The sequence below is a fragment of the Acinetobacter pittii genome (assembly GCF_034064985.1).
GTDB lineage: Bacteria > Pseudomonadota > Gammaproteobacteria > Pseudomonadales > Moraxellaceae > Acinetobacter > Acinetobacter pittii_H.
Genome location: NZ_CP139249.1, coordinates 1,059,414 through 1,084,015, shown reverse-complemented (window position 1 = coordinate 1,084,015; position 24,602 = coordinate 1,059,414). Strand labels below are relative to the sequence as shown.

Below are 24,602 nucleotides of genomic sequence, written 5' to 3'. Positions count from 1 at the left end.
TTAGAGCCATATAGGTGTTGGTAGCACCTGTATGGCTTGCTTAAATATTATACCATAAAAACAATTAAACTCATGATATTCTTAATCTTTTATCATGTGCGTGAAGAAAAAATCTTGCACATCCAACCATGATATTTACCTGAGCTTTAGACTGGTTTGTAATGCCAGCCACCGCACTTAAAGATCGATTTTCGACCTTATGCTTAATCAAACACATCACTGCATACTTAGCTTGATAATCAACCTTCTCGGACCGCAGAATGCTTCGCAATAGTGTCTGCACTTGATCCGCTTCAAAATCATTGATCTCACAACGAATGTAAGCCTTACCCTTTGGAACCTCTTTGCCTGCTTCACGCATTAGCCAATAGATCTGATTGATATGCAATCCATCTGGTAAATCCCCTCCTTTCATGCGCACAGTTTCACACCAAGCGCCGAACTGCTCTAGCCATCCATCTATCGTGTATTTATTCCAATCCATTACTGGTGTTACTACTGCCGCATTCATACCGTCACCTAACCCTATTTAAATATTGAACAACTGTATTGAGTGCCTCTAATCCAGAACACTTCTTGTTTTTGACAAACCATTTTTGCGTTAATTAAAGTGCCCCCGATTCCAACTACAAGCAGAAGCACACCAAATAAAATCCATAGCAATCCATAATCAGTTCTTCTTCTCATCACACCACCTTCTTCCCGCTCATTCCCCAAATCAACATGCCTGCGTCACGCTGCTCTTGATTCGTACGCCCTTGCCAACCTGTAATCTTGTTAAACTGCTCTGCATTGAGCTTTGATTTAGTAGGCTTCACCAGTAAAACTGCTAAGCCTAAAGCCTGTGCTATTTCTGCTAACAAGATGCCTGTTGCATGGTTCATCCCAACGCGTCTAGCAATCTGCTCATTCACTTGTCTTGAGTGACCACCACCTACTCTGAAGTTAGCCTTCTTATTTTCCCAGCCTGCCTCAATGACAACCTTTTTGATGCTGTCCTGTTCATTTCTGAATAGCTCAACAGTTTCAGGAAACGTCATATTTTTTAGTTGAAGATCACTGCCAAGAATGGCAACTCCCGACTTTTCTAAGTCAGGATCGATGCCGATGATGATTTGAGCCTCTTTGAATGTGGTCATAGCTCAATCCTATGGTTGGTTAGGCTTGCACCTTTTGAGATGGCCTCTTCTGCTTTCTTGCGATGTTCATCGTATTGATCCCCCTTGAGCGTTTTTACTGCCAAGTCTATGTTGGGCTCTGATTGATATAACTCAGCTTCAACAAGCAACCTAATTGCCGTGTCCACCCGCTTTTGCATCTTCAACATGTTTATTCCTTGTTGGGTATATAGGGTTTGCAGCTCCTCCACTTTCGCTTGCTGTTCTTGGAATGACCACCATGCGGCTGTTAATAACTCTGCATCTCGCACTCTTAAACTGTTATTAGATGAGTAACAATTCAACTCCTCATCAAAATGCATAAGCACCGAATAGAAATATTTAAATGTTTTTGAACGCTCAAACTCTTCTCTACACTTATCCATCACACATCCCCCACTTTGCAGTTTGGCGAAATGTGGTTTTCGATTGGGAAGTCGTCGCCTAGGTCGTTTAAAAGTTCAATTGCTTTGACTTCTTCCGCTTCGCTGCGTCCGTACCAATAATCATCAAAAGCCTTGCATCCCTTGCGGAAACCCGCTTGTACTTCAGCAGGCTCCGCCAATCTCCATGAATGCATGTACCACTGACCAACATCCTCAGCTTTTACTGTTTGGATGAAATGATCATCTGGAAAGAAAGGCGCATTCTTAACAACAACCTTATCCCCGACTTTAAACTCACTCATGGCTGGCTCCTTAAGACATTTCATTAAGCGCATCGACAGCAAAGCGATGCGGATTATTGAGAGTAAGCAAGCCAACAAAGAACATAAGGATGTACATTACTGGCGCAAACAAAAACCAAATTAGAAAAGCCATCCAGATCAGTTTTAATCTTCTTTCTGGGTATTCTCTCCACTGGTGCTTAAATGACTTAAGTTGTTTTCTTATATATTTTTTCATTCGCCACCTCCGTATATTGATTCGTGGTCGCGGATGGCTTGCTTCAAACGATCTGATTTGTAACCATCTGGAACATATGCTTTTGCACCTTGTAAGCCACCAAGCTTCTTGACCAAATCCAAAGACTCTATGAGGCGATTGACCACATCACGCTCAAATACACGATCGCCATGATGAGGCTTGATTTCATCTGTAAAATCAATTTCACCTTCATGAACCACCAGATACTTAGCAGTGTTGACAAATGACATTGATATCCTAAAAGTGTTAGGCCCAAACTCACGAATAAACTGTTCTGGTTTCATACCGCCTCCTTGTAACGTTTAGTAATGGCTTGACGTTCCTTCAAACGCTTCAACCAGCCGCGTCTTTGCAGTCTCTTGTATAAGGAATGAGCTAAGCGGGTTTCTTCGTCTCGCACTCCTAATTCGTAAGCCGATCTAAGTTGCATGATCTGTGAAAAGGTCATTGCGCCGAATAAGACTGGTTCATTCTGGTTATTTACACGCATGCCATACGCTCCTTGTAACGACGGTTAGACTCATTCATACATGGAACGCACTTGTTCGAAGAAACATAGCGCTTAGTTGATTTGCACTTAATACACGCCTTCCCATCAAAATAGAGTTGGCCTTCTTGTTTTGCTTTCATACGTACTTGGAAATACGGGTCTTTAGCTTTCATCGTCTGAGCTACTGAGTTAGACATCATACGTCTCATGACATCCTGCGCAGTCTTCTTAGTCGCATTGTTGAATGCTTTGTTATGCGTACTCTCACCACGACCTAGCACAGTAATTTGATTACCTTGAGCAACCCATGCAGCAATCTCTGCGCTAAAGTCTTGCTTGATGTACATACTTGGAGTCATTGATTCGATCATATCGCCACCCAAAATAGTTGTTTTGCTTTGTCTGTAGGTTTGAGTCCCATTGGTCGAGCATTATCAGATTGCAAGTAACCGGCTTCTTTTAACTGGAAGGCGAAGCGTTTTGATTTTGAATAATTACAGCCGATCCATTCTTGAATATCCGCGATAGACGTCTTGCCACGTTTTTCAATTGAGTTCTTTAAAACCAAAGCCATTTTTTCGAATTGTTCTACTGTGCTGTGTTGTTTCACGCTGCACCTTCCTTCTTAACTTCAACCGTGCAGATCGTATCGTTATGGTTTCCACCATGAGCCACAGTCAAAATCTCTATGATTTGAAAACCTTTTGTTTTCCCTATGCCGTTTGTATTCCAGCCAAATGAAATAACTTTCCCGTTCAACCTAGTAATACGTGCAATCTCTTTCTTCAAATCACCCCAAAACTTTGATTGTGTATCCTGTGTCGATACAGTTAGACCTAATGCCTTGTAGCACTCGGATACTTGGCGAGGGCTATAAGGTGGGTCAAACAAAACAAGGTCTACCGACTCATCAGCAAAAGTCTTCAAGAAGCTCAAAGCATCAAGTGTGAAGTCAGTACCCATTGTCCAATCGATATCATTTGTGACTTTCGCTAGACGAGATGTGTTAGCAAATGGATCAATACTTAATAGTTCAGGTTGGTTATGCTTCGAGATCAGAGAAGCAATCGCTTTGATTGAAAACGTATTCTTGTTAGGCATTGCCCAAACACGATTGAATTCGATGTTCACGCTGCACCTCTCTCTTCTTCTCGAATAGTCACAAAACGGCAAATATCTAAGCGGTCCATAACTCGAACCACGCCTTTCTTGCCATGACGATTTTTAGCAACGATTAATTCAGTGACACCTGATGGCAGGTCGTCTTCACCTATGATTGGATTCGCTAGGATGATTTGGTCTGCATCCTGTTCGATCTGGCCTGATTCCTTTAGATCCGATGCTTTAGGACGCTTCCCTTTCTCAGACTCGCGGTTAAGCTGTGCTAAAGCGATAACTGGACAATCAAACTCTTTAGCCAATGCTTTTAAATCACGGCTAATTGAACTTACTTCCTGGTAACGGTCTTTCTTGCTTGGATCACGAACCAATTGAAGGTAATCAATTACGATGCAGCCAAGCTTTTTGTATTTGCGCTTAGCTTTACGTGCCCATGAATGTATTTCTGCGATAGTCGGTTTTTGCTTGTCTTCTGTATGAATTGGCAAAGTACAGAACCGTCTTTTAGCATCTGCAAATTGAGCCAACATCCCATCAAATAATTCAGCATTGTGAATATTGTCGTAAGGGATTTGAGTTAAAGCTGAGATACAACGGTTTGCGAATGTCTCTACATCCATTTCCGCAGATACAACCAATACAGGCTCGTTGTATTGCACAGCCGTTTGAATCACTAACATTTGAGCAAGAGTTGATTTACCCGAACCAGGACGACCACCCACGATGCAGAAGTGTCCTTTTTGAATTAATCCAACAAGGTTATCCAGGTGAGTTAAGTTAAACTTTACGCCTGTGTACTGCTTGTTAGCTTTAGCCTCAGCCTTTTGGATTAAACGATCTGTAGCACGATTCAAAGCCTCTTCAAATGTGAAGCTAGTCTTCTCGACATCGTTTGACGTTTTCTTCCCATCCAGGATGCTTTCTGCTGCAATGTGGACATCAGGGATTGTTAAGTCTTTTGCAATCTCTGCAATGCTTTGCCCTATATGCTCAACTTCCCGGTGTGCCTTGAACTTGTTTAGTTCTGCAACATAAGACTCCAGGTTGTAAAAGCTTGAAGGCGCTTCACTGCTCATTTGAAGTAGGTATTCAGAACCACCCATCAAATGAATTACGTTTTTCTGTTTAAGCTGTTGCTCAACCATAACGATGTCATAAGGCTTGTTTTCATTCGCAAGGTCAGCAATTGCCTGGAAGATTTGCTTATGGCGCTCTGGAAAGAAACACTCAACATCAAGATCGTTACTTACAACGTCAAATGATTTGTCCACAGTCATCAATGCTGTAAGAACCGCTTGTTCCATAGGGATGTTATGAATATTCGACATTACCAATCCCCCATGTCTGCTTTGAGTTCAGAAGGATTGATGTTTTGTGCAATACCACTTGCTTGTTGGAATAAACGCTCTACGAGCTTGTAGTCACGCTTAACCCACTTCACAAAGTTTGAATACATCTGAGTGCTTGTAACTGCACCAGTGTGTATTTTGTTTTCATAGTGAGGATTGATTTCAAGAAGGAGTTGGTCAACCTGATCTTGAGATACTTTTGGCAATCCAGATCTTTGCATCCAAGAATTCAATTGTTGTAAATCTGGTTTCCAGATATTCAGAACTTCATCAACTGGATTTTCTTGTGTGCTCTCCTCTCTATAAATATTTTTATATAATTCTATTGTGTCTTTAGTTTCTAAAGTGCTGGCGCTTTCGTTAGTAAAGTGCTCGCGCTTTACTTTCTGCAGTGCTTTACTTTCTAAAGTGGTATTGCAGTTTTTAAAGTGCTCGACTAATGACACCTCATTAATTCTGTATTCATTACCCTTTCTTGAATCAGAACTAACAACAGTTACAACGCCTAAATCGGTTAATTCTTTTAGGCCTTTACGAACTGTAGTAGTGCTTAGTTTTTTAGAACCTTCAAGCTTGCCGCCCTGCAATTGAGAGTAACTTACAAAATCAGTAGTTTTGTCTTTAAAACCATTGATGCGGTCTTCCAGTTCAGCATACACATTACGTGCTGCATCACTAAGAAATGGACGCACATCACTACGATAAAGACGACTAGACATCACATAGCCCTTTTCGAACTTGTCTGTCATCTTGTCCCTACCTTTTGAAATTGGAATAATTTCAGCCTGCTTCAATGCACCCATCAAACACCTCGCAATACAAATGCGGCTAAATCAGCTTTCGCTTTAGCCAATGTCATAGAGTTTTCGAGAGTTCGATTAAGCACATAAGCCTCAACCGCTTTTTGAAACAAACTAATCTTCCGATTTAGTTCAATGTCTGCTAATATTTGATAGTTCATTTGGTCCTTCTCCGATTGAACGTGACCGCTAACCTGTTCGCGCAGGAAGCGGTTTTTTAATATCCAAGCTCTGATAAACGCTTAGATAAATCTGTGTGTTGGTAATCGTTGATGTCCGAAGCACGCGCCATAGAAAGACGTGCTAAAAAGAAAATTGACTCAACAAACTGACGGTCATAACACTCGTAATTTTCTGGGATAACTTTTAATCCAAGTGCATCCAATAATGCACAAGCGTTCTCAATCTCACTCAAGCCATTGGATTTCTTATCATTTTTCATTCTTGATAAGGTGCTTGCATCCACTCCAAGCTTGTCGGCGATTTCGCCATTATTTTTTGATGCAAGAGCTTGCATAACGAGCGCTCTCGTGTTTCTGGCTCTTGCGGTTAAGTCATTAGATAATTTGCTCATGGTGATTCCTATGCAGCGTTATGACTTTGAATATTTGGGTTTAAAAAAATGTGTGGGTACTGCAATTTAATCCTTGCCGGTATTCCACGTTTCATCCAATTCTGGACACGTTGCTTATCTTTGAAGCCAAGCAGCTCTGCCACTTTTGTAGAGCCACCAAGCTTCAAGAGAATTTCTTTGTCAGCTTCAATTGACATGGTCGCCTCAAGTAAACATTTGTTTAGTACATAGTAAACATCATGTTTCCTATTGTCAAATCATTTGTTTAACACAAAGTGTTTACTTTTTTGGATAATGTGTTTAATGGAAACCCTGGATACTGTGATGAAACAAGAGAAGCCTACCCACCCATCGGTGGAACGACTTTTACAAGCAAGCGGAATGACTCAAGAAGAGACTGCTAAAGCTATTGATGAGTTCCCACAGACAATTACTAACTGGAAGAAACGTGGTGTATCAAAAGCAGGTGCTTTGAAGGCCGCGGCACGGTTTGGGGTTGCTGCAAACTGGATACTTACAGGCGAAGGAAAAAAAGAAGAAAGCAATATAACCAAAGTAGTAGAGTGGGATTCAGACACTCCAGTAGATAATGACGAAGTAGAAATACCTTTTTATAAAGAAGTTTTAGTATCGTGCGGTTCGGGGTCTTTAGCTGAAATGGTCGGCAATGAAACAAGAAAATTAAGATTAAGCAAAGCGACTTTAAGGCAATACGGGGTTGACGCATCTAATGCATATGCACTTACAGCATTTGGTAATTCGATGTCACCAGTAATTAACAATGGCGCAACTGTTTATGTTGATGTAGGTAGAACCAATATTGTTGATGGTAAGATTTATGCTATTAACCATGGTGGTTTATTTAAATTTAAGTATCTGTACAGAATGCCAAAAGGTGGTGTTCGTATAGTTAGCGAAAACAAGGATGAATATCCAGAAGAAATACTCACAGCTGAAGATATTTTTGAACAAGAGTTCTGTGTAGTTGCTTACGCATTTAACGTACAAAACTCACTTCCATAAACAAATAAACATAGTGTTTCAAAGAGGCCGCTTTATGTGGTCTTTTTTTATGTCTATGTTTAGAAACAAGAAAACAAAATAATAAACATTTGTTTGCTTTTCTTCTTGACTACAGTAAACACCACGTTTACTATTATCTCACCAACCAATAAAAAAGCCCCGAACAATCTTGGCGGATGCGGGGCTACTCAATGAGTGAGATAAGTATGAATCATAGAACCAGAAAGTACAAGTTTATCCAGGCTACGGTTGATAGCTTCTCAGCCTACTTAATCGGATCAGCACTATCAGTAATTCTCGGGTTATTAATCGTAGTCCCTTTCCTTCGTTCATGTGCCGACGAACAACACGTCAACGAACTCAAAGCAAAACAGAACATGTATGTGCGTGTTCAGGTTGAGGGGGTGAAGTGATGGGTATTAAAAAATTAGTAACAATCACTGTTGAAGCTCAATTTGAAATTGAACTTCCAGAGGAATTCCAAGAATTGTCTGCTGAAGATATTGAAGGAATCAATGCTTGTGGTTACGACATTACCAACACTGATGATCTTTATAAATATGCAGCCGAACTTGTCTTAAACGGTGGGCAGGATGGTACTTGGGATGTTTTTGGTCATGTAGTTCCTTGGTGGAAAAAAGGAATGACAGGAATTTCTGATAACAGCACTTTTTTTAGTAGACGTGAATTGCATATTGAAGATTGTGAAGTTGAGGGCCTCTCTCATGGATAACTACAAAATCAAAGTTAAAGATGAAGCTGAGAGCAAAGAGGCTCAGGAGTTGTTTTTTGAGCTTGGGTATGAGTGGAGAGCTGGTGGTAAACACTATTTCAAAGTTGGCAGTGGTCAAATACTTGCCTACTCAACTGGTTTTCTTTTCCAAATTGGAGATGAGTCAGGGCAAGAACTAACTCTATCTGAATTACGTGTACTTGCCTTAGCCAATCAACCAAAAGACCCAGCCTTGATTAGCGGTGCGGAGGCAGAACTTGTTGCGCAAGCTAAGAAGTTCATCACATCAGACCATTTAAATCGCTTTGAAGCAGCGGAGGCGCATTTAGAAGGTCATCCTGTGCAGTTTATGTTGGCTAACGGTGATTTCATCGATATTACATCAGATACCACTTTGGGAATCTTTGAAAAGGATGGCGGCTATTCATTTCGCCTCAAACCCCAAACCATCAAGGTTGAACTTGAGCTACCGAAGCCTTTTGAGCCGAAAGAAGATTGTCACGTTTACATCTTAGATGACGGAAAAACAGATGGCTATCGTCGTTATTCCTACGAAGTTCATGGTGATAAAGGAAATACATTTATTGGTATTTGGCGCACCGAAGATGAGATCAAGCAAGTTGTAGAGCAGTTCAGAAAGATAAGAGGTACTAACTCATGAATATGTTAGTTAACAAACCAGAGTTACTGTGCCCTTCTTTCCCAATGCTTCAAGTGTCTAGTGAGTTTGAAGTTAAAGACAATACAGTTTCATTTGAACTGGAAAGCGGTTGCGCAACTTTGAAATGCAAGATTGTTGCTGATGTTGTTAAGCAAGTTCGTGTGGTTGGTTCTCTAATGAATCCAGAGGACAGCAAAGACCAGTTTTACGACCAACTCGTAGTAGATGACCGCACACATGTTGAAGTGGTTGGCGCCGAATATGTAGAGACACCAATCGGTCTTCTATTTCAACTTACATCAACACAAGTGGCTGACTTAAACGAGCAGCTTAAATACTACGCCGAAGAATTGGCAGATGAAGAGTTGAGAGGTGGGTGATGGAAGTTAAAAGCGTACATGCACACCACATTCCAGCAAACAACGGTGTAGATCCAATTGACGTATTCGTTGTGTGGTATGGCGAACAAGCATTTCAAGTCACTATCCGTTGTTGGGATTGTGCTTGGACTGCTTACCGTGGAAGTTGTGGCTTCAAGACTATTGAAGAGTACTTCTTGGAACAATGGTACGGACAAGAATGCCATGAACATGTTGTTCAACTCTTCACTACCACATCAAGACATACAACCCAAAGAGAAGAAAAGTGGTTGTTTAAAGTTGTCAGAAGCATGTGCCAGCACTTCAAAAAGTTAGCAGATAAGAATTAGGAGAAGATTATGAATGCGCCAGTTAAAACCCACTACAGGAAAGCATTTCAAACTAAATATCTTAGTAGCGCTGACCTGACAGATAGCGTTATCTTAACTATTTCTAAAGTAGTTTTAGAGGCAGATAAAACTAAACGCTCATCAAAACCTGTAAACACTGCCTACTTCAATGAAAAAGAGATCAGACAAGGTGAAGTTCTAAAACCAATGATCTTGAATGCTACTAACTGCAAGATGTTAGCTGCTATTACTGGATCCCCTTTTCTAGATGATTGGAAAAATGTACCTGTTGTTGTTCACGTAGTTAAGGGTATCCGTTTTGGCAGTGAAACTGTTGATGGTTTGCGTATAGGACGTATCCCTCAAGAAGTTAACCAACAATACAAACAGAAGCCATTTATTAATGAGCAGGGTTTTGAAAATGCCTGCAAAGCAATTGCTGCTGGAACTCATACTATTGAACAGATCATGAATAAATATAGTTTGAGTGAGCACCAAATCAACCACCTACAAAGCTTAAGTGGTGGTTGATATGTGGATACCTAGAGCATCAAGTGTGGGAAGGCTCATGGCCTCCCCTGAAAAATCCAATCTACCCGAAGGTGCAATTACCTATCTTGAAGAAGAGCTTTCTAAGAAGTGCCTAGATTGGGATAAGGACTTGGATTTTAAAACTCTTCAAAAAGGGGTTTTAGTAGAAGAACTTTCAATTGAACTGTACAACGATGTTTTCTTCACTTCATATGAAAAAAACACTGAGCGCAAGACAACTGAATACTTAACTGGTGAATGCGATATTGATGATGAGCCTAATTGTTTAATTATTGATATTAAGTCAGCATTTTCTAAACCATCCTTCCCTTTAATTCTAAGACTTGGTGGAAAGAAAGGCTATGAATGGCAACTTAGAGCTTATATGCATTTATGGGACAGAGATAATGCTCAGCTTGCGTATTGTCTAGTTGATACACCATTTGAATTGATAGGTAGCGACCCTGAAGAGTGGCACATAGTAGGACACATTAACCCAGCTTTACGTGTTTCAACACTTTCATTAAAGCGTGATGCGCAGAAAGAAAAGCAGCTTTTAGATCGAATCAGAATTGCTCAAGACTGGATTGGTGAAGAGTTGGATAAGCGAGGTTTAGCAGCATGAACGACTGGCAAATATTACGAAGTCGGTATGGAAGCAACCGAAGTTATAAGAATCGCAAAGCCCTTAGCACTTTCGAGCTAGAAGATTTTAAAGAGTGGCTTGTAGATCAAGGTGCAGACGTTTACAGCAAGACAGAACAAAACGAACTTTTGAGATTTAGATTAAACGGCCAATTAGGTATTTGGTATGAGTCAGGTTCAGGAAACCTACTAATGCATGATTTGGCAGATAAGTATTTGGAGATAGCAGCATGACAGATTTGAATAAGGAAAGAGAGGCTTTTCTGAACACCTTCCAATATTACAAAGGAAGAAGAGACATTATTTTTAGTCATGAGCATGAACTGTTTATGACTAGATCAAATAATCCTTCTGAAATTGCTCAGAAAGAGATAAGCAACATGAATAGCCGTTGGGATGCTTGGCTCAGATGTGCAAAGCATCGTGATGCAGAGCTTGAAAAAGCCAAAGCTCAGGCGGTGCCAGAGGGTTTTTGTTTAGTACCCAAAGAGATCCCAGACAATGTTGTTAGTTGTTTAGAAAATAGTGGATATCATTGGGGCGATGGGACTCGTGATCATTACACGCCTATTTATTCTTTAATGGTTGAAGTGGCAAGCGAATCGGGAGCTGAGGGATGAGCATAACTCTTAATGGTCACCAATTAAAAAGCCTTCTCGAATTTGTAAATCCAGATGGTGAAAATGATTTAGATCAACTTGAAACTGAACTAACTATTAAATTTTTTGAAGATGGGCACAGTGGCAAAGGCTATTACTTTTGGATGACCGAATATCCAGAGGAAGGTGCAATGAAGCTGGAAAGCGAATCGGGAGCTGAGGGATGAGTTTAACACCTGATGAGTTCCGGCAGATTGTTAATCCATTGGAACGCCCCACAAGAACTTGGCACTGTAGTTTTTCTTATCTTGAAACATGGTTGCATTGTGAAAGTGAAGATATTCCGCATGGTGTAGAACTAGTACCCGATTTTCAACGTGGGCATGTATGGACTAAAAAACAGCAAACCAACTATATAGAAAATGTCTTGAGGTTAATTGTAGATGAAAGCGGATTAACAATTCGATTCAACTGCCCTTCTTGGAGAAAAGAGAGAGCAAAAGATTGTGATCTTCTTGATCAAATGGTGTGTATTGATGGTTTGCAAAGATTAACTGCCATCAGAAGGTTTATTGCAGGTGAATTAAAGGTCTTTGGTCTTAAGTTTGATCAACTACCTAAAAGGCAAATCTTTAGAGATTTACAGATTGTGGTGAAGATGTATGACTTTCAATACAAGGCAGATTTACTAAAGTTTTACTTAGATATTAATGGTGGCGGTATAGCTCACAGTAGATCTGAATTAAAGAGAGTTAAGGCAATGCTGGAAGAAGTTAAAGCGGAAAGTAAGGAGGGGTGATGGAGATTGATCGTCGTGTACGTGCTAAAGAGTTTATGGCCCTTCTTTCTATGAAAAAGGATGCTTTTTATGACCGAGTAAAAAGTGGTGATATTCAGCAACCTGTCCGAATTAATAGAAAGGATGTTTTCTGGCATGAATCATATGTAAAAAAGAAGGTTGAAGAGAAAAAACAAAATTCTGATAGTATAGCCTGCTCATAGCAGGCTTTATTATTTTTAGTGGGGTATCTTTTCAAAAACGGGTAACCTAACGGGTAATATTGAGACAACACTATAATATAAATATAAATAACAACAACTTATTTTACAAATGATCATTCGCAATTAAAATATTCACTAAAATCTTTCTCTACAAATAAACCTAAAGGTTTTCACAATTGAATTATTTGTTGAATTATATATATTTATGCCTCCATAGCATTATAAAATTGTGAAAAAATGAAAACTTTCGCTCCTTTTTTTCAGGTATTGGGGATCAGTATCACATTGTGTACGCAAGCGGTTTTTGCAGATGAGGATATCTCAACACAAGAGGCTGATAGCTTAATTAAAGATGACATTGCCGCAACGCAAGTTTTGCAGGAAATCTGCCCAGCTTTCGTCGGAACAAATAAAAAACTTGAGTCAAATGCTCAAAAAATTATTGCAATGTATCTAAGTGGTTATTCAAATAAATCAATGACCTTAAATACTCTACAAAACGATGCTGAATTTAAAACTCTACTAAATGAAGCACGTCTTGCGTCAAAACAAATGGACCATCATGAACAACATGAGCTCTGTGAAGAGATCGTTAATTATAAAGAATAGATTTTACGCTCTTGTGATATAGAGACTTATTCATTTTTGGTTTTCTGCTTGGCATTAAGCAGAAAACCAACATAACAATACATTTTTTCCATTTTTTTAAAATCTAAATTGGTTAAGCTAACCGCATATTTAAAAATTTTATTTTGAGTTATCGATGTTTATGAAGAAAAGCTTAGTTCAATCGCTCTCTTTGGTTTTACTTATGAGCATGGCAACAGTTGGTTTCGCTGCTGATAAGAAGAAAACAACTGAGAAGAAAACCGAAAATGAAAATGTTGTTGAAGTGACTCCACAACAAGGCACGACTCCTGAAGAATTAGCTGCAATTCAAGTGCTTTCTGAAATTTGTCCAAGTTTGATTGGTAAAAAAGACACCGATTTTGCTCAAGGCTATGAACGCTTAGTGAAAGACTACCTACCAAATGAAACTGATGCTGTTTCTGCATTAGAAAAACGTAGTAAAGACAAAGCTTTCAAAAAATACTTAAAAGAAGCGCGTAAAGATGCAAAAGCTGCTGGTGATGAGCAAAACACATTAGTTTGCCAAGACGTGAAAGCATATCAATCGCAAAACTAAATTAGTAAAAAACTCTTGAGTTACAATACTGTTTGAAAAAGCCGACTTCTCCCGTAGAAGTCGGCTTTGCTTTATCCTAAAATGCTAGGCTCTTCTGCTTCATACAAGATATTGGAATTACCTAGAATGACTCGAAAAAGCGCTATTGCTGCACTACTCCTCTTACCAAGTTTTTCTTATGCAGCAACTGTCTTATCAGCTCCGCCAGAATTAAATAATAAGTCTTATGTATTAATGGATTATGAGACAGGACAAATTCTCGCTTCTAAAAATGAAAACGAAAAGCTTGCACCTGCTTCAATGACAAAAATGATGACCAGTTACATCATTGAACAAAAATTATTAAAAGGTGAACTGACTGAAAATGAGCAGGTTCGTATGAACGAGTCTGCATGGTGTAAAGGAAGTAGCTCTGAATCATGTATGTATGTTCCTTTAAACGGTACAGCAACTGTTCTAGAAATGCTCCGCGGTATTATTATCCAGTCAGGTAATGATGCATCAAAAGCAATGGCTGAACATATTGCCGGAAATGAAGGCACATTTGCTCATATGATGAATCAGGAAGCAAAACGTATCGGCATGGTAAACACTCAGTTTATTAACTCAACCGGTATGCCTGCTGAAGGTCACTATTCAACTGCAAAAGATATGGCTGTCTTAGCACAACATATTATTAAAGACAGTTCAAAATACTATCCAATTTACTCTGAAAAAGAATTTACTTTTAATGGTATTAAACAAGGTAACCGTAATGCCTTGCTTTACACCGACCCAAGTGTAGATGGTTTAAAAACAGGTCATACAGATGAAGCGGGTTACTGCTTAACTACTTCAAGTAAACGCGGTCCAATGCGTTTAATTTCAGTGATATTTGGTACACCAAGCATGTCTGAACGTGCCGATCAAACGCGTACCTTGCTGGCTTGGGGCTTTGCTAATTTTGAAACTGCAAATGTACAACCAGCGAATCAAGTTCTTGCAAAAGCAAAAGTTTGGTTTGGTAAAGAAGATGAAGTTCAAGTTGGTTTGGCTGAAAACTTTAGTGTAACTATGCCTAAAGGTAAAGCTGATGGCATTAAAACTCAATTAGTGGTTCAACCTAACTTAAATGCACCACTTCAAAAAGGTCAGGTTGTGGGCAAACTTGTTGCTAGCCTAGATGGCAAAGTAATTGCAGAAAAACCTTTAGTTGCATTAAAGCCAGTTGAAGAAGCAAGCTTCTTTGCTCGTTTAATCGACCATATCAAACAATTCTTCAGCAACTTATTCTAATTTTTGAATAGGTGAATTAAGCACTCATGCTATTTAGCCTGAGTGCTTTTTTATTTTATAATTCGACTAAATTTTATTTTGATACTCATCATGGCAAAGAACATTCGTCCTTATCTTGAACACCACCCTCAAGTAGATACAACCTGTTATATCGATGACATGGCTGTTGTGGTTGGTGACGTTAGCTTAGCTGAAAATGTTTCTGTTTGGCCTTTTGCAGTCATCCGTGGTGACGTAAATAGTATTCAAATTGGCAAAAACAGTAACGTACAAGACCATTGTATGTTGCATGTAAGCCATAAAAATGATGCCAAACCGAATGGCTCACCTCTGATTATTGGTGAAGATGTAACGGTTGGACACCATGTGACTTTGCATGGCTGTACCATCGGTAACCGTGTTTTAGTCGGAATCAACACCGTTATTCTAGATGATGTGATTATTGAAGATGATGTGATGATTGGTGCAGGAAGTTTAGTTCCGCCTCGCAAAGTCTTAAAAAGCGGTTATCTCTATGTAGGAAGTCCCGTACAACAAGTGCGCCCACTGACTGAAAAAGAACTCGCATTTCTTCCTTATTCAGCAAGACATTATGTAAAAGTGCAAAATAATCATAAAGCTGCACAAGCAAATCAAGATTAATTATCTATCTTGATCGTAAGTAATAAAAATTCTGATTTTTAAACGATATGGTTTTGTAGTATTGCTCATATCGTTTAGCAGATCACCGTAGCCAAAAACCCCTAAATTTCGTATTATACGTCTTTTAAATCATGGTGCTTTTTTATGGCCGCATGGACTCCTCATGTCACTGTTGCTACAGTCGTAGAAAAAGACGGACGCTATCTGTTTGTAGAAGAGCATAGCGAAGGTTTTGTACACACAGTATTTAACCAACCTGCAGGTCATGTGGAATGTGGTGAGTCATTAACAGAAGCTGCCATTCGAGAAACACTTGAAGAAACAGGCCATCATGTTGAAATTGATGCCTTGCTTGGTATTTATACTTATACCCCGCCAATGTTTCCCGATCGCACTTATTACCGTTTCTGTTTTTTAGCACATGTAACTCAGGTTGAAAGTGATCCTCAACTCGACACAGGTATTATCGCTGCTGTGTGGATGACACCAGATGAACTTAAAGAATCTGCCCGTGCCCGTAGTCCTCTTGTGCTAAAAGCAGTTGAAGATGCTATGAAAGGCCATCATTATCCTTTATCGCTTATTTATGAGCACCCCTTCTCTCCCTCATTAACTTCTCATTTGGATGCCTAGTCCTATGCAACAACGTGTCATCGTCGGTATGTCTGGTGGTGTAGACTCTTCTGTTTCTGCAGCACTTTTACTTCAACAGGGTTATCAAGTTGAAGGTCTTTTCATGAAGAACTGGGAGGAAGACGACGGCACGGAATACTGTACGGCAATGGAAGACTTAGCCGATGCCCAAGCAGTAGCTGATAAAATCGGTATTAAGCTGCATACAGCAAACTTTGCGATGGAATATTGGGATCGAGTGTTTGAACTTTTCCTAGCTGAATATGCGGCTGGTCGCACACCAAACCCAGATATTTTATGTAATAAAGAAATTAAGTTCCGTGCATTTTTAGATCATGCTATGACTTTAGGTGCAGACTTTATTGCGACTGGTCATTATGCACGTCGTGGTGAAACTGCCTATAACTCTAAAGGCGAAGCATATGCACCATTATTACGTGGTGTAGATAACAATAAAGACCAAACCTATTTCTTGCACGCTGTTCATGGTAGAGAAATTAATAAAACTTTATTCCCTGTAGGCGAAATCGAAAAACCTGAAGTTCGCCGAATTGCTGAAGAACTTGATCTTGCTACAGCTAAGAAAAAGGACTCAACAGGAATCTGTTTTATTGGGGAACGTCGTTTTAATGACTTCCTTAAACAATATTTACCCGCTCAGCCTGGGAAAATTGTACTTGATACAGGTAAAGAAGTTGGTGAACACCACGGTCTGATGTACTATACGCTCGGTCAGCGTGGTGGAATTGGTCTAGGTGGTTTGAAAGGTGCAGCTGAGGGTGCATGGTTCGTACTACATAAAGATCTTGATAATAATCGCCTCGTTGTTGGTCAGGGACATGAACATCCACTCATGCAAAGCACTCAGCTTTGGAGTGAGTCAATTGACTGGGTAGCGGGTGAACAGAATATTCCTGTGGAAGGATTACGCTGCACAGCGAAAACACGCTATCGTCAACCTGATCAGGCATGTACAATTTTTATTGATGAAAACACTGAACACGGTGTTCGCGTTGAGTTTGATGAACCTCAGCGTGCTGTTACACCGGGTCAAAGCGTTGTATTTTATTCAGATGAAGTTTGCTTAGGCGGGGGTGTCATTCACCATACAAATGCCCCTACACCAAATTTTATTTAAGGGAATGAATGGCATGGTGGAGTTACCATTTCAACAATCACAAGCCTTGAATGTTCGACAAAACCGTGCCCTTGCCTTGGCTGGGGTATTTCAGGCCACCCAGCTTACCCATATGACAGCGATGACGGGTCAGCAAAGTATTGGTGAAAGTGGTAACTTCTATTTTGAGCTGTTAATTAAAGCAAGTTTAAATATTCGTCCTACAGCCAATAATGGTGTTCAAACCTTAGATTTTTTTAATCAGTTGGCTGATATTTCTTTAGGGCTTAAAACGCTCGAAAATTGTATTACTCAACCTTTTTCAAACATACCTAAATCTCGACTTCCAAAAATGGGCACAGCCAAACTTCCAATGTCCTACGCGATGTCGCTTTTACAGCTAGAGAAAAAGGTTTATAGCAACCCTGAATATGTAGCAATTATTGAGAAAGCTCAGCAAAAAATTTTAAAACAGCTTTCTTTTTTTGATAATAACTATTTACACCCAAGCATTTTAGCCAATTTGGCACAAACTTATGTTGATACTGCTGGGCAGATTAACCCACGTATTTTAGTTCGTGGTAATGCAGAAGCATTTAAAGATACCAACCATACTAACCGCATCCGTGCTTGTTTATTTACTGGCTTGCAAATGGCCCATTTGTGGCGACAACTCGGCGGTAGTTCATGGAACATGATTTTTAGCAAACGTAAATTGCTACAGGATATTCAAGCACTTGCTCGTTTACAGTACCAAGTCATTTAAGACTATAAACGAGATTTTTTAGTTTTATGTTTATTCCAACATTAAGGAATCGTTATGAACGCTTTAACCGCTCTATCACCATTAGATGGACGTTATGCCAGCAAATGTGATGCGCTACGCCCTTTTCTTTCTGAGTTTGGTTTAATCCATGCTCGTGTCACTGTAGAAGTGCGTTGGTTACAAGCACTTTCTAACCGTCCGGAAATTGTTGAAGTTGCTCCTTTCTCAAACGAAACAAACGCAGCTTTAGATGCAATTGTTAGCAACTTCTCTGAAGAAGATGCAAACCGCATTAAAGAAATTGAACGTACAACTAACCATGATGTAAAAGCAGTTGAGTATTTCTTAAAAGAGAAGATTGCGGGTATTACTGAATTACAAAATGCGGGCGAGTTCATTCACTTCGCATGTACATCAGAAGACATCAACAACTTGTCTCACGCGCTTATGCTTAAAAACGGCCGTGAAGTTTTAGTATCAAGCATGAAGCAAATCCTTAATGCGATCTCTGCTTTGGCAACGACTCACGCTGAACAACCAATGTTGTCTCGTACACACGGTCAAACTGCTAGCCCAACAACTTTGGGTAAAGAAATGGCGAACGTGGCATACCGTTTAGCTCGTCAAATCAAACAATTTGAAAACGTTGAGTTACTTGGCAAAATCAATGGTGCTGTAGGTAACTACAATGCTCACCTTTCTGCTTATCCAGATGTTGATTGGGCTGCTCACGCACAAGCTTTTGTTGAATCTTTAGGTTTAACATTCAACCCTTATACAACTCAAATCGAACCACATGACTACATGGCAGAGTTGTTTGATGCGTTACGTCGTTTCAATACGATTTTGATCGACTTTAACCGTGACGTATGGGGCTATATCTCTTTAGGTTACTTCAAACAAAAATTGAAAGAAGGCGAAGTTGGTTCATCAACAATGCCACACAAAGTTAACCCAATTGACTTTGAAAACTCTGAAGGTAACTTAGGTATTGCAAATGCAGTATTGGCTCACTTAGGCGAAAAATTACCAATTTCTCGCTGGCAGCGTGACTTAACTGACTCAACTGTATTACGTAATATGGGTGTTGGTTTTGCGCAAAGCTTAATTGCTTTCGATGCATGCTTAAAAGGTGTTGGTAAACTTGAGTTAAATGCAAACCGTTTAAATGAAGATTTAGACCAAGCTCAAGAAGTACTAGCTGAACCGATTCAAACTGTAATGCGTCGCTACAACATTGAAAAACCATACGAAAAATTAAAAGCATTAACTCGTGGTCAAGCAATGACGCGTGACATGATGGTTAATTTTGTAAATGGTGATGAACTTTCTCAAGTACCAAGCGAAGAACGTGCGCGTTTAGCTGAACTTACGCCTGCAACTTACACAGGTAATGCAGCTGAACAAGCAAAACAAATTAACGATTTAATTAGCAAAATCTAATTAAAAATTTTACAAAAAGCGGAGCTTAGGCTTCGCTTTTTTATTACACTGATATAAATCACAATAAAGACTTCATAAAATGATCGAAAAACAATTCAAACTTAAACACTATATTGCTCTTAGCCTGCTTTTGATTGCAATTGTCATTTCAGCTATTCAGCCTCTTGAATTTGAAGCCTATTTACTTCATCAAGCTGGCACTGTGTTTATGTTGATTTTGCTCTTTGTTATTTTTAAGAAGATTGGGCTCGATTTTTTAAGTTTTACTTTTTATTTGCTGTTTTTGCTCATCCATATTGTTGGCGCACATTACCTGTATTCATACGTTCCATACAATGATTGGATACAACAGGTATTCAATTTTAATTTAGATCAATACATGGGTTGGTCCCGTAATATGTATGATCGTTTAGTTCATCTGGCCTATGGGGTTTTACTCTACCCGCTTATTTATCGAGTTTTTCAGGTTTGGTTACCTACAGCGCGGCCTTTCACTCTGTTTTTATTAGTAGTTCAATTTGTAATGGCATCAAGTGTTTTATATGAACTTATTGAATGGGCAATTGCTATTGGACTATCTCCCGAAGAAGCCGAAAATTATAATGGGCAACAAGGCGATATGTGGGATGCCCATAAAGATATGCTGTTAGCGACTATTGGGGCAATTTTCTATGGACTTCTTGCACTGATGCTTCCATCTAAAACAAATAACTCATAAATAAAAAAGCGCTCAATGAGCGCTTTTTTTAAGATCACTTTAGACAACAGGATAGGTTTGTTCTAAAAGGCTTTGTAAAACCGAAGAAGTCGTATCAGGTAAAACATGCTCAAGATTGGGAGTAATATTACTAGCGTTCGTAGTTATGTCACTCTGATCATTTACCTGAGTAGGCTTTAATGCCGCTGAAGATAAAAGAGTTTCAATTGGGTCTGGTTCACTAGACGTAGAGCTTTTTAACAAATCATCTAATGGCACAGATTTCTGCTGCTGGCTATCCGTTTCATTTGTTGTGCTTTGTACTAACTTTAATGTATTTAACCCAACACTATCCGCAACAGATACAGTTTCTGCATGAGCAGTATCAACAGCTACCTCACTTAAACTGGCAGCCTTGGGAGCGACCACATAAAACGTAAATGGTGAACTCACTTCACTTGTAAGGCCTGCTGCATCTTTTTGCATTAGGGTAATCGTATGTTTACCAAGAGATAATTCTTTATCAAGTGTAAATGACCAAGTCGTACTCTTACCTAAATCACCTATTTCAATCATTGAAATTGCTACACCGTTATCATAAATAGTCAAAGTTGCATGTGATTCAACTTTAACCGTAAATTTTGGAGTTGCATCATCTGTTTCTGAGTTAGGAGCAATTTGTTTTAAAGTAGTCCCATTATCATTATACACACTATTAAATGTAGGTTTATCAGGAGGTGTTGTATCCTTTGTACCTGTTACCTCAAATGCTCCAGAACTATTACCTGCACCATCTATTGCAATAACATCCGCAGTTTTATTATCAGTTAAAGCAGGAGAAATCGTAATTGTAAATTTTCCATTTGCATCTGCCGTTCCAGTACCAATGATCTTACCTGCTGAGTTTTTGATTTCTATTTTTGCATTGGCTTCAGCTGTACCAGTTACTGTTGTTCCTTCAGCATTAATTTGAGCTATAGGTTTATCTGGTGCAATAGTGTCATAGCCAGCTTTAATTTCTAAAGGCTTAGAAGTATTACCTGCTGCATCTTCCACAATGATTGTTGCCTTTTGTGAATCTTTTAACGCAGAAGAAAGCGTAATTTGGAATTCACCTTGAGCATTGGCTGTACCCGTACCAATCACTTTACCATCAGCATCTTTCACATAAACCTTTGTATTAGCTTCTGCCGTTCCTTCTATTAATGTTCCCTCTTTATTCACTTCGAGTAAGGGGACTTTTGGAGGGATTGTATCTTTGCCAGCAAAAATGAGCGTTGCTTCGGATTCATTTCCAGCAGTATCTACAACAACTACTTTACCGCCCGTCAAAGGCGGAGTAAATTTGTAAGAAAACTTCCCTTCTTTACTTGCAGTTACAGTATCTATCAATTTGTCATTAGCATCATAAATGAAAACCTTTGCATCGGGTTCAGTCTTACCATCCAAGATTGAACCATCTTCATTTAATTGAGCTTCTGGTGCATCTGGAGCAATTGTATCTTTCTTTCCAATAAACTCACTTTCTTTAGAGATATTGCCAGCAGCATCCTCAGCAACAACCTTTAGTTTATTTCCATCTGTCAAAGGTTTATCGAGCTTAATCGTAAAATTACCACTTGCATCTGCGTTACCTGAAGCAATCACATTTCCACTTAAATCTTTAATATAAATTTTTGCATTCGCTTCGGATTTTCCTGTCACAGTAACAGTATCATCACCCACAGTAGCAGTCGGTGCAGCAGGAGCTAAGATATCTACAGGTCCTGAAGAATCATCTTTGTCATCATTATCAAAAGCCCAAAGATATAAGCCTTCAGCAGCTAAAACCGCTAAACCTGCTTTTAGCACGTTACCCATCGAAAAAGTTGGGGAATCATCAACCGCCATTGTCGAAGCTGGTTGACTCGTACTTGTATAGGCTAAATCTGTGACATGGTTTAAACCTGTATAGTCGATTACCTTACCTTGAGCATCAAATTGTGCCTCAACAAATTTTCCATGTTCAGTCGGAAGAACAAGTGAATGTTCTGTTGTATTCGTTGCTTCATTAAAGAAATTTTCTAAGACAATAGTCTCTCCATTTTTTAAATGGACGACTAGACTTCCACCTTGTTTTTCCACCGATGCTATATCTTTTTGACTTACGCCAATTTGAATAATAGAAGGTTTACTTAACACTACCTTATTGAGCTGACCATCTTGCAGAACGTCCAAACCCTCTTTGGATGCTACAATTATTCTTGTCATTATTTCCTGTCCTAAATTTCAGTTATATTTTTAAATGTCTAACTTTTTAAATATTTCATTTAAAAGCTATTTTATTGCTGTTTAAAATATCAAAACCATGTGTTTATCACAATTCAAAAATTATATTTATCAACATTTATTTTTTACTTTCCATTAAAAATCTAATCATATTTAATAAGACAATTTTGAATATTAACTTTATAAAAAAACCAGCATTTAAGCTGGTCTTTTATAACATTTGAATTAGATAAACTTATAGTTTTGGATCACGTACCTGAACAAGCGTCGTGTTCGCTTTTGCTAGGCTTTCCATGACTTTACTCATTACAGTAGGAATCAAACTATCTGCCATTTGCGCTGCTTGTAAACCTAACTTTTCACCTAAGGTCGCTTTCTTACGTGTATTAATGACATACACATCATGTTGCGGTAATAAAGCTAATAAATACTCATCAGATGTTTGTAATTTATCAACAAGGTTCAGATCTAGGGCATCTTCACCATACCAATGCTCACCTGTCGCTACCTTATCAACATTAAGCTGTGGGCGATACTTTTCTACAAAGTGCTTAAATAAAACATGAGTTTGTTGCAGTTCTTCTTCGAACTTCGCTTTACCTTCAGGCGTATTTTCACCAAACATCGTGACAGTACGCTTATATTGCCCTGCTGTGTAAAGCTCAAAATCCACATTGTGTTCTTTTAAAAGACGATTAAAGTTTGGAACTTGAGCAACCACACCAATTGATCCAACAATAGCAAACGGTGCTGCAATAATTTCATTTGCAATACATGCCATCATATAGCCACCACTTGCAGCGACTTTATCAACACAAATTGTTAAATGAAAACCTGCATCGCGTAAACGTACCAACTGAGCTGCTGCTAGACCATAACCATGCACCATACCACCTGGGCTTTCAAGACGAACTACAATACGGTCACGTCCTGCTTTAGCAGTTGCTAAAATCAGAGTAATTTCTTCACGTAAGTTTTCAACTGCTGAAGCTTGAATATCGCCTTTGAAATCTAAAACAAAAATTTTCTGATTATTTTTACGGCGAATTTTAGCTTCTTTAGCAAGTTGTTGAGCTAATTGTAAAAGTTCTAAACGGCTTGCCGTAGTTTGTGCAATTTTTTTTCTCTGTTCATTTACACGTGCATTTAAATGACTAACACGTATTTCCGCAGGGAGTTTAGGCAAATGGAATAACATAAAATTCTAAGCTCATAAGTTTATCTTTATAGCCTTAAGATGTGGTCCTTTTGATTAAAATTCAATAGCGATTTTGCAAAATAGAGTCATTTTCATTTATAAAAATAAAAAAAGAGCACGTGGCTCTTTTTCTTTTATTGTTTATTAATCAACCGAAGCGACCAGTAATATACGCTTCCGTTAACTGATGGTCAGGTTGAGTAAAGACTTTTTCAGTTGAATTGACTTCAATTAAATCACCTAAATGGAAATAAGCAGTACGATCAGAAACACGTGCCGCTTGTTGCATTGAGTGAGTCACAATCACAATTGTGTATTGATTCGACAATTCAGAAATCAGTTCTTCTACTTTTGCTGTTGCAATTGGATCGAGTGCAGAACACGGCTCATCCATTAAAATCACTTCAGGACTAACGGCAATGGTACGTGCAATACATAAACGTTGTTGCTGACCACCTGATAAACCTGTACCTGGTTGGTTCAAACGGTCTTTAACCTCTTCCCACAAACCAGCTTTACGTAAACTATTTTCAACGATTTCTTCTAGGTCGTATTTATCACGTGCTAAACCATGAAGTTTAGGACCATAAGCCACGTTGTCAAAAATAGATTTAGGGAATGGGTTTGGCTTTTGGAACACCATACCCACCTGAGCACGCAATAATACAACGTCTAGATTTGGGTCATAAATATTGTGGTTATCGAGGGTAATTTTACCTGTTACACGGCAACCATCAATCGTATCGTTCATACGGTTTAATGTACGAAGAAACGTTGATTTACCACAACCTGACGGACCAATAAATGCGATCACTTCATTTTGGTAAATATCTAGATCAATACCTTTAATGGCTTCAAAATCACCATAATAAACATGGGCATCTTGTGCACTAATCTTGATTTCGGTTGAATTCTGCTTTTTTGAAGCATGTGGTTCAAAATGCGAAACATACGAAGTGCCATGATTCAGCGGTTTATCTGTAAATTGCGATTGTTCAGTATTCACTAACTTATCCTTTTCTAAGGAATTCGTAATATCAATAGTATTCATGATTTATC

Annotated in this window: 40 protein-coding genes; 22 read left to right on the top strand and 18 right to left on the bottom strand. The window is 39.0% G+C overall.

Annotation, left to right across the window (positions count from 1 at the left end; genetic code table 11):
* Positions 1-70: 70 nt before the first annotated feature.
* The 15 genes from SOI76_RS05190 to SOI76_RS05120 form a co-directional block, all read right to left on the bottom strand.
* Positions 71-511, bottom strand: coding sequence for a hypothetical protein (locus SOI76_RS05190; RefSeq protein ID WP_104079094.1), 441 nt, complete (start codon positions 509-511; stop codon positions 71-73).
* A 175-nt stretch (positions 512-686) separates the two neighbouring features.
* The gene (locus tag SOI76_RS05185) at positions 687-1,139 is read right to left on the bottom strand and encodes a hypothetical protein (protein ID WP_104079095.1); all 453 of its coding nucleotides are present in this window, start codon (positions 1,137-1,139) and stop codon (positions 687-689) included.
* Entirely contained in the window at positions 1,136-1,543 is a 408-nt protein-coding gene (locus SOI76_RS05180; RefSeq protein WP_104079096.1) for a hypothetical protein, read from the bottom strand. Before SOI76_RS05180 ends, SOI76_RS05185 begins: the two co-directional genes overlap by 4 nt.
* Entirely contained in the window at positions 1,543-1,845 is a 303-nt protein-coding gene (locus SOI76_RS05175; protein ID WP_104079097.1) for a hypothetical protein, read from the bottom strand. Before SOI76_RS05175 ends, SOI76_RS05180 begins: the two co-directional genes overlap by 1 nt.
* Positions 1,846-1,855: 10 nt before the next feature.
* Positions 1,856-2,062, bottom strand: coding sequence for a hypothetical protein (locus SOI76_RS05170; protein ID WP_032053189.1), 207 nt, complete (start codon positions 2,060-2,062; stop codon positions 1,856-1,858).
* Positions 2,059-2,367 carry a hypothetical protein gene (locus SOI76_RS05165; RefSeq protein ID WP_032053187.1) on the bottom strand — a complete coding sequence of 103 codons (309 nt, stop codon included), beginning with the start codon at positions 2,365-2,367 and terminating at the stop codon, positions 2,059-2,061. The genes SOI76_RS05170 and SOI76_RS05165 overlap by 4 nt, the downstream gene beginning before the upstream one ends.
* Complete coding sequence (locus SOI76_RS05160; protein ID WP_104079098.1) at positions 2,364-2,573, bottom strand: hypothetical protein; 210 nt, start codon at positions 2,571-2,573, stop codon at positions 2,364-2,366. Before SOI76_RS05160 ends, SOI76_RS05165 begins: the two co-directional genes overlap by 4 nt.
* The gene (locus SOI76_RS05155; RefSeq protein WP_104079099.1) at positions 2,564-2,944 is read right to left on the bottom strand and encodes a hypothetical protein; all 381 of its coding nucleotides are present in this window, start codon (positions 2,942-2,944) and stop codon (positions 2,564-2,566) included. The genes SOI76_RS05160 and SOI76_RS05155 overlap by 10 nt, the downstream gene beginning before the upstream one ends.
* Positions 2,941-3,183, bottom strand: a complete 243-nt coding sequence (locus SOI76_RS05150; RefSeq protein ID WP_104079100.1) for a hypothetical protein — start codon at positions 3,181-3,183, stop codon at positions 2,941-2,943. The genes SOI76_RS05155 and SOI76_RS05150 overlap by 4 nt, the downstream gene beginning before the upstream one ends.
* Positions 3,180-3,704 (bottom strand): hypothetical protein, encoded by a 525-nt coding sequence (locus tag SOI76_RS05145; RefSeq protein ID WP_205668370.1) that lies wholly within the window; start codon positions 3,702-3,704, stop codon positions 3,180-3,182. The genes SOI76_RS05150 and SOI76_RS05145 overlap by 4 nt, the downstream gene beginning before the upstream one ends.
* Entirely contained in the window at positions 3,701-5,020 is a 1,320-nt protein-coding gene (locus tag SOI76_RS05140) for a replicative DNA helicase (RefSeq protein ID WP_104079101.1), read from the bottom strand. The genes SOI76_RS05145 and SOI76_RS05140 overlap by 4 nt, the downstream gene beginning before the upstream one ends.
* Entirely contained in the window at positions 5,020-5,844 is an 825-nt protein-coding gene (locus tag SOI76_RS05135; RefSeq protein WP_104079102.1) for a hypothetical protein, read from the bottom strand. Before SOI76_RS05135 ends, SOI76_RS05140 begins: the two co-directional genes overlap by 1 nt.
* Entirely contained in the window at positions 5,844-6,002 is a 159-nt protein-coding gene (locus SOI76_RS05130) for a hypothetical protein (RefSeq protein ID WP_171293212.1), read from the bottom strand. The genes SOI76_RS05135 and SOI76_RS05130 overlap by 1 nt, the downstream gene beginning before the upstream one ends.
* A gap of 56 nt (positions 6,003-6,058) precedes the next feature.
* Entirely contained in the window at positions 6,059-6,415 is a 357-nt protein-coding gene (locus SOI76_RS05125; RefSeq protein ID WP_104079103.1) for a hypothetical protein, read from the bottom strand.
* An 8-nt stretch (positions 6,416-6,423) separates the two neighbouring features.
* A complete protein-coding gene (locus tag SOI76_RS05120; protein ID WP_031948672.1) occupies positions 6,424-6,612 on the bottom strand; it encodes a hypothetical protein in 189 nt (62 codons plus the stop codon).
* 106 nt (positions 6,613-6,718) lie between these two features.
* Between SOI76_RS05120 and SOI76_RS05115 the strand changes: the two genes are divergently transcribed.
* The 22 genes from SOI76_RS05115 (at position 6,719) to yjdF (ending at position 20,098) form a co-directional block, all read left to right on the top strand.
* A complete protein-coding gene (locus SOI76_RS05115) occupies positions 6,719-7,438 on the top strand; it encodes a S24 family peptidase (protein WP_104079104.1) in 720 nt (239 codons plus the stop codon).
* A gap of 206 nt (positions 7,439-7,644) precedes the next feature.
* Positions 7,645-7,851, top strand: coding sequence for a hypothetical protein (locus tag SOI76_RS05110; protein WP_104079105.1), 207 nt, complete (start codon positions 7,645-7,647; stop codon positions 7,849-7,851).
* On the top strand, positions 7,851-8,171 hold the full coding sequence (locus tag SOI76_RS05105; RefSeq protein WP_104079106.1) for a hypothetical protein: 321 nt from the start codon (positions 7,851-7,853) through the stop codon (positions 8,169-8,171). The genes SOI76_RS05110 and SOI76_RS05105 overlap by 1 nt, the downstream gene beginning before the upstream one ends.
* Positions 8,164-8,832, top strand: coding sequence for a hypothetical protein (locus SOI76_RS05100; protein WP_104079107.1), 669 nt, complete (start codon positions 8,164-8,166; stop codon positions 8,830-8,832). Before SOI76_RS05105 ends, SOI76_RS05100 begins: the two co-directional genes overlap by 8 nt.
* Entirely contained in the window at positions 8,829-9,212 is a 384-nt protein-coding gene (locus SOI76_RS05095; protein WP_104079108.1) for a hypothetical protein, read from the top strand. The genes SOI76_RS05100 and SOI76_RS05095 overlap by 4 nt, the downstream gene beginning before the upstream one ends.
* The gene (locus tag SOI76_RS05090; RefSeq protein ID WP_000453277.1) at positions 9,212-9,541 is read left to right on the top strand and encodes a hypothetical protein; all 330 of its coding nucleotides are present in this window, start codon (positions 9,212-9,214) and stop codon (positions 9,539-9,541) included. Before SOI76_RS05095 ends, SOI76_RS05090 begins: the two co-directional genes overlap by 1 nt.
* Positions 9,542-9,550: 9 nt before the next feature.
* Positions 9,551-10,072: a hypothetical protein gene (locus SOI76_RS05085; protein ID WP_104079109.1), complete on the top strand. Its 522-nt coding sequence runs from the start codon at positions 9,551-9,553 to the stop codon at positions 10,070-10,072.
* 37 nt (positions 10,073-10,109) lie between these two features.
* Entirely contained in the window at positions 10,110-10,697 is a 588-nt protein-coding gene (locus tag SOI76_RS05080) for a hypothetical protein (RefSeq protein WP_250621796.1), read from the top strand.
* Positions 10,694-10,951: a hypothetical protein gene (locus tag SOI76_RS05075; protein ID WP_104079111.1), complete on the top strand. Its 258-nt coding sequence runs from the start codon at positions 10,694-10,696 to the stop codon at positions 10,949-10,951. Before SOI76_RS05080 ends, SOI76_RS05075 begins: the two co-directional genes overlap by 4 nt.
* Positions 10,948-11,337 carry a hypothetical protein gene (locus SOI76_RS05070; RefSeq protein ID WP_104079112.1) on the top strand — a complete coding sequence of 130 codons (390 nt, stop codon included), beginning with the start codon at positions 10,948-10,950 and terminating at the stop codon, positions 11,335-11,337. The genes SOI76_RS05075 and SOI76_RS05070 overlap by 4 nt, the downstream gene beginning before the upstream one ends.
* Entirely contained in the window at positions 11,334-11,543 is a 210-nt protein-coding gene (locus SOI76_RS05065; RefSeq protein ID WP_020753294.1) for a hypothetical protein, read from the top strand. Before SOI76_RS05070 ends, SOI76_RS05065 begins: the two co-directional genes overlap by 4 nt.
* Positions 11,540-12,115 carry a DUF262 domain-containing protein gene (locus SOI76_RS05060; protein ID WP_000060039.1) on the top strand — a complete coding sequence of 192 codons (576 nt, stop codon included), beginning with the start codon at positions 11,540-11,542 and terminating at the stop codon, positions 12,113-12,115. Before SOI76_RS05065 ends, SOI76_RS05060 begins: the two co-directional genes overlap by 4 nt.
* Positions 12,115-12,318, top strand: a complete 204-nt coding sequence (locus tag SOI76_RS05055; protein WP_104079113.1) for a helix-turn-helix transcriptional regulator — start codon at positions 12,115-12,117, stop codon at positions 12,316-12,318. The genes SOI76_RS05060 and SOI76_RS05055 overlap by 1 nt, the downstream gene beginning before the upstream one ends.
* A 237-nt stretch (positions 12,319-12,555) precedes the next feature.
* Positions 12,556-12,927: an MCR_0457 family protein gene (locus SOI76_RS05050; protein ID WP_104079114.1), complete on the top strand. Its 372-nt coding sequence runs from the start codon at positions 12,556-12,558 to the stop codon at positions 12,925-12,927.
* A gap of 154 nt (positions 12,928-13,081) precedes the next feature.
* The gene (locus SOI76_RS05045; protein ID WP_079284099.1) at positions 13,082-13,504 is read left to right on the top strand and encodes an MCR_0457 family protein; all 423 of its coding nucleotides are present in this window, start codon (positions 13,082-13,084) and stop codon (positions 13,502-13,504) included.
* Positions 13,505-13,630: 126 nt separating this feature from the next.
* Positions 13,631-14,779, top strand: coding sequence for a D-alanyl-D-alanine carboxypeptidase PBP5/6 (gene dacC, locus SOI76_RS05040; RefSeq protein ID WP_016140365.1), 1,149 nt, complete (start codon positions 13,631-13,633; stop codon positions 14,777-14,779).
* Between the two features lie 90 nt (positions 14,780-14,869).
* On the top strand, positions 14,870-15,421 hold the full coding sequence (yrdA, locus tag SOI76_RS05035) for a gamma carbonic anhydrase family protein (protein ID WP_017402781.1): 552 nt from the start codon (positions 14,870-14,872) through the stop codon (positions 15,419-15,421).
* 144 nt (positions 15,422-15,565) lie between these two features.
* Positions 15,566-16,054, top strand: a complete 489-nt coding sequence (gene nudJ / locus SOI76_RS05030) for an NUDIX hydrolase (RefSeq protein WP_032063058.1) — start codon at positions 15,566-15,568, stop codon at positions 16,052-16,054.
* A 4-nt stretch (positions 16,055-16,058) separates the two neighbouring features.
* Positions 16,059-17,192 (top strand): tRNA 2-thiouridine(34) synthase MnmA, encoded by a 1,134-nt coding sequence (gene mnmA, locus SOI76_RS05025; RefSeq protein WP_005067972.1) that lies wholly within the window; start codon positions 16,059-16,061, stop codon positions 17,190-17,192.
* Between the two features lie 13 nt (positions 17,193-17,205).
* The gene (gene hflD, locus SOI76_RS05020; protein WP_205668371.1) at positions 17,206-17,937 is read left to right on the top strand and encodes a high frequency lysogenization protein HflD; all 732 of its coding nucleotides are present in this window, start codon (positions 17,206-17,208) and stop codon (positions 17,935-17,937) included.
* A 54-nt stretch (positions 17,938-17,991) separates the two neighbouring features.
* Positions 17,992-19,380 (top strand): adenylosuccinate lyase, encoded by a 1,389-nt coding sequence (gene purB / locus SOI76_RS05015; RefSeq protein WP_031949001.1) that lies wholly within the window; start codon positions 17,992-17,994, stop codon positions 19,378-19,380.
* A gap of 79 nt (positions 19,381-19,459) precedes the next feature.
* A complete protein-coding gene (gene yjdF / locus SOI76_RS05010; protein ID WP_104079115.1) occupies positions 19,460-20,098 on the top strand; it encodes a DUF2238 domain-containing protein in 639 nt (212 codons plus the stop codon).
* 39 nt (positions 20,099-20,137) lie between these two features.
* Here yjdF and blp2 read toward each other — a convergent pair whose 3' ends face one another.
* The 3 genes from blp2 to pstB form a co-directional block, all read right to left on the bottom strand.
* Positions 20,138-22,327: an Ig-like repeat protein Blp2 gene (gene blp2 / locus SOI76_RS05005; RefSeq protein WP_146065063.1), complete on the bottom strand. Its 2,190-nt coding sequence runs from the start codon at positions 22,325-22,327 to the stop codon at positions 20,138-20,140.
* Positions 22,328-22,580: 253 nt separating this feature from the next.
* Positions 22,581-23,543 (bottom strand): protease SohB, encoded by a 963-nt coding sequence (sohB, locus tag SOI76_RS05000; RefSeq protein WP_002118820.1) that lies wholly within the window; start codon positions 23,541-23,543, stop codon positions 22,581-22,583.
* A gap of 148 nt (positions 23,544-23,691) precedes the next feature.
* Entirely contained in the window at positions 23,692-24,594 is a 903-nt protein-coding gene (gene pstB / locus SOI76_RS04995; protein ID WP_031949005.1) for a phosphate ABC transporter ATP-binding protein PstB, read from the bottom strand.
* Between the last annotated feature and the right edge of the window lie 8 nt (positions 24,595-24,602).

Excerpts from the sequence above, each read along its gene's own strand:
- SOI76_RS05060 (WP_000060039.1), top strand. The coding sequence starts at position 11,540 with ATGAGTTTAACACCTGATGAGTTCCGGCAGATTGTTAATCCATTGGAA.
- SOI76_RS05185 (WP_104079095.1), bottom strand. The coding sequence starts at position 1,139 with ATGACCACATTCAAAGAGGCTCAAATCATCATCGGCATCGATCCTGAC.
- SOI76_RS05075 (WP_104079111.1), top strand. The coding sequence starts at position 10,694 with ATGAACGACTGGCAAATATTACGAAGTCGGTATGGAAGCAACCGAAGT.
- mnmA (WP_005067972.1), top strand. The coding sequence starts at position 16,059 with ATGCAACAACGTGTCATCGTCGGTATGTCTGGTGGTGTAGACTCTTCT.
- SOI76_RS05165 (WP_032053187.1), bottom strand. The coding sequence starts at position 2,367 with ATGAAACCAGAACAGTTTATTCGTGAGTTTGGGCCTAACACTTTTAGG.
- SOI76_RS05135 (WP_104079102.1), bottom strand. The coding sequence starts at position 5,844 with ATGGGTGCATTGAAGCAGGCTGAAATTATTCCAATTTCAAAAGGTAGG.
- SOI76_RS05130 (WP_171293212.1), bottom strand. The coding sequence starts at position 6,002 with ATGAACTATCAAATATTAGCAGACATTGAACTAAATCGGAAGATTAGT.
- nudJ (WP_032063058.1), top strand. The coding sequence starts at position 15,566 with ATGGCCGCATGGACTCCTCATGTCACTGTTGCTACAGTCGTAGAAAAA.
- dacC (WP_016140365.1), top strand. The coding sequence starts at position 13,631 with ATGACTCGAAAAAGCGCTATTGCTGCACTACTCCTCTTACCAAGTTTT.
- SOI76_RS05155 (WP_104079099.1), bottom strand. The coding sequence starts at position 2,944 with ATGATCGAATCAATGACTCCAAGTATGTACATCAAGCAAGACTTTAGC.
- SOI76_RS05125 (WP_104079103.1), bottom strand. The coding sequence starts at position 6,415 with ATGAGCAAATTATCTAATGACTTAACCGCAAGAGCCAGAAACACGAGA.
- purB (WP_031949001.1), top strand. The coding sequence starts at position 17,992 with ATGAACGCTTTAACCGCTCTATCACCATTAGATGGACGTTATGCCAGC.
- SOI76_RS05055 (WP_104079113.1), top strand. The coding sequence starts at position 12,115 with ATGGAGATTGATCGTCGTGTACGTGCTAAAGAGTTTATGGCCCTTCTT.
- SOI76_RS05070 (WP_104079112.1), top strand. The coding sequence starts at position 10,948 with ATGACAGATTTGAATAAGGAAAGAGAGGCTTTTCTGAACACCTTCCAA.
- SOI76_RS05090 (WP_000453277.1), top strand. The coding sequence starts at position 9,212 with ATGGAAGTTAAAAGCGTACATGCACACCACATTCCAGCAAACAACGGT.
- yrdA (WP_017402781.1), top strand. The coding sequence starts at position 14,870 with ATGGCAAAGAACATTCGTCCTTATCTTGAACACCACCCTCAAGTAGAT.
- SOI76_RS05160 (WP_104079098.1), bottom strand. The coding sequence starts at position 2,573 with ATGCGTGTAAATAACCAGAATGAACCAGTCTTATTCGGCGCAATGACC.
- SOI76_RS05120 (WP_031948672.1), bottom strand. The coding sequence starts at position 6,612 with ATGTCAATTGAAGCTGACAAAGAAATTCTCTTGAAGCTTGGTGGCTCT.
- SOI76_RS05140 (WP_104079101.1), bottom strand. The coding sequence starts at position 5,020 with ATGTCGAATATTCATAACATCCCTATGGAACAAGCGGTTCTTACAGCA.
- pstB (WP_031949005.1), bottom strand. The coding sequence starts at position 24,594 with ATGAATACTATTGATATTACGAATTCCTTAGAAAAGGATAAGTTAGTG.
- SOI76_RS05115 (WP_104079104.1), top strand. The coding sequence starts at position 6,719 with ATGGAAACCCTGGATACTGTGATGAAACAAGAGAAGCCTACCCACCCA.
- SOI76_RS05110 (WP_104079105.1), top strand. The coding sequence starts at position 7,645 with ATGAATCATAGAACCAGAAAGTACAAGTTTATCCAGGCTACGGTTGAT.
- SOI76_RS05190 (WP_104079094.1), bottom strand. The coding sequence starts at position 511 with ATGAATGCGGCAGTAGTAACACCAGTAATGGATTGGAATAAATACACG.
- SOI76_RS05085 (WP_104079109.1), top strand. The coding sequence starts at position 9,551 with ATGAATGCGCCAGTTAAAACCCACTACAGGAAAGCATTTCAAACTAAA.
- SOI76_RS05180 (WP_104079096.1), bottom strand. The coding sequence starts at position 1,543 with ATGGATAAGTGTAGAGAAGAGTTTGAGCGTTCAAAAACATTTAAATAT.
- hflD (WP_205668371.1), top strand. The coding sequence starts at position 17,206 with ATGGTGGAGTTACCATTTCAACAATCACAAGCCTTGAATGTTCGACAA.
- yjdF (WP_104079115.1), top strand. The coding sequence starts at position 19,460 with ATGATCGAAAAACAATTCAAACTTAAACACTATATTGCTCTTAGCCTG.
- SOI76_RS05080 (WP_250621796.1), top strand. The coding sequence starts at position 10,110 with ATGGCCTCCCCTGAAAAATCCAATCTACCCGAAGGTGCAATTACCTAT.
- SOI76_RS05095 (WP_104079108.1), top strand. The coding sequence starts at position 8,829 with ATGAATATGTTAGTTAACAAACCAGAGTTACTGTGCCCTTCTTTCCCA.
- SOI76_RS05105 (WP_104079106.1), top strand. The coding sequence starts at position 7,851 with ATGGGTATTAAAAAATTAGTAACAATCACTGTTGAAGCTCAATTTGAA.
- SOI76_RS05065 (WP_020753294.1), top strand. The coding sequence starts at position 11,334 with ATGAGCATAACTCTTAATGGTCACCAATTAAAAAGCCTTCTCGAATTT.
- SOI76_RS05050 (WP_104079114.1), top strand. The coding sequence starts at position 12,556 with ATGAAAACTTTCGCTCCTTTTTTTCAGGTATTGGGGATCAGTATCACA.
- SOI76_RS05175 (WP_104079097.1), bottom strand. The coding sequence starts at position 1,845 with ATGAGTGAGTTTAAAGTCGGGGATAAGGTTGTTGTTAAGAATGCGCCT.
- blp2 (WP_146065063.1), bottom strand. The coding sequence starts at position 22,327 with ATGACAAGAATAATTGTAGCATCCAAAGAGGGTTTGGACGTTCTGCAA.
- sohB (WP_002118820.1), bottom strand. The coding sequence starts at position 23,543 with ATGTTATTCCATTTGCCTAAACTCCCTGCGGAAATACGTGTTAGTCAT.
- SOI76_RS05045 (WP_079284099.1), top strand. The coding sequence starts at position 13,082 with ATGTTTATGAAGAAAAGCTTAGTTCAATCGCTCTCTTTGGTTTTACTT.
- SOI76_RS05100 (WP_104079107.1), top strand. The coding sequence starts at position 8,164 with ATGGATAACTACAAAATCAAAGTTAAAGATGAAGCTGAGAGCAAAGAG.
- SOI76_RS05170 (WP_032053189.1), bottom strand. The coding sequence starts at position 2,062 with ATGAAAAAATATATAAGAAAACAACTTAAGTCATTTAAGCACCAGTGG.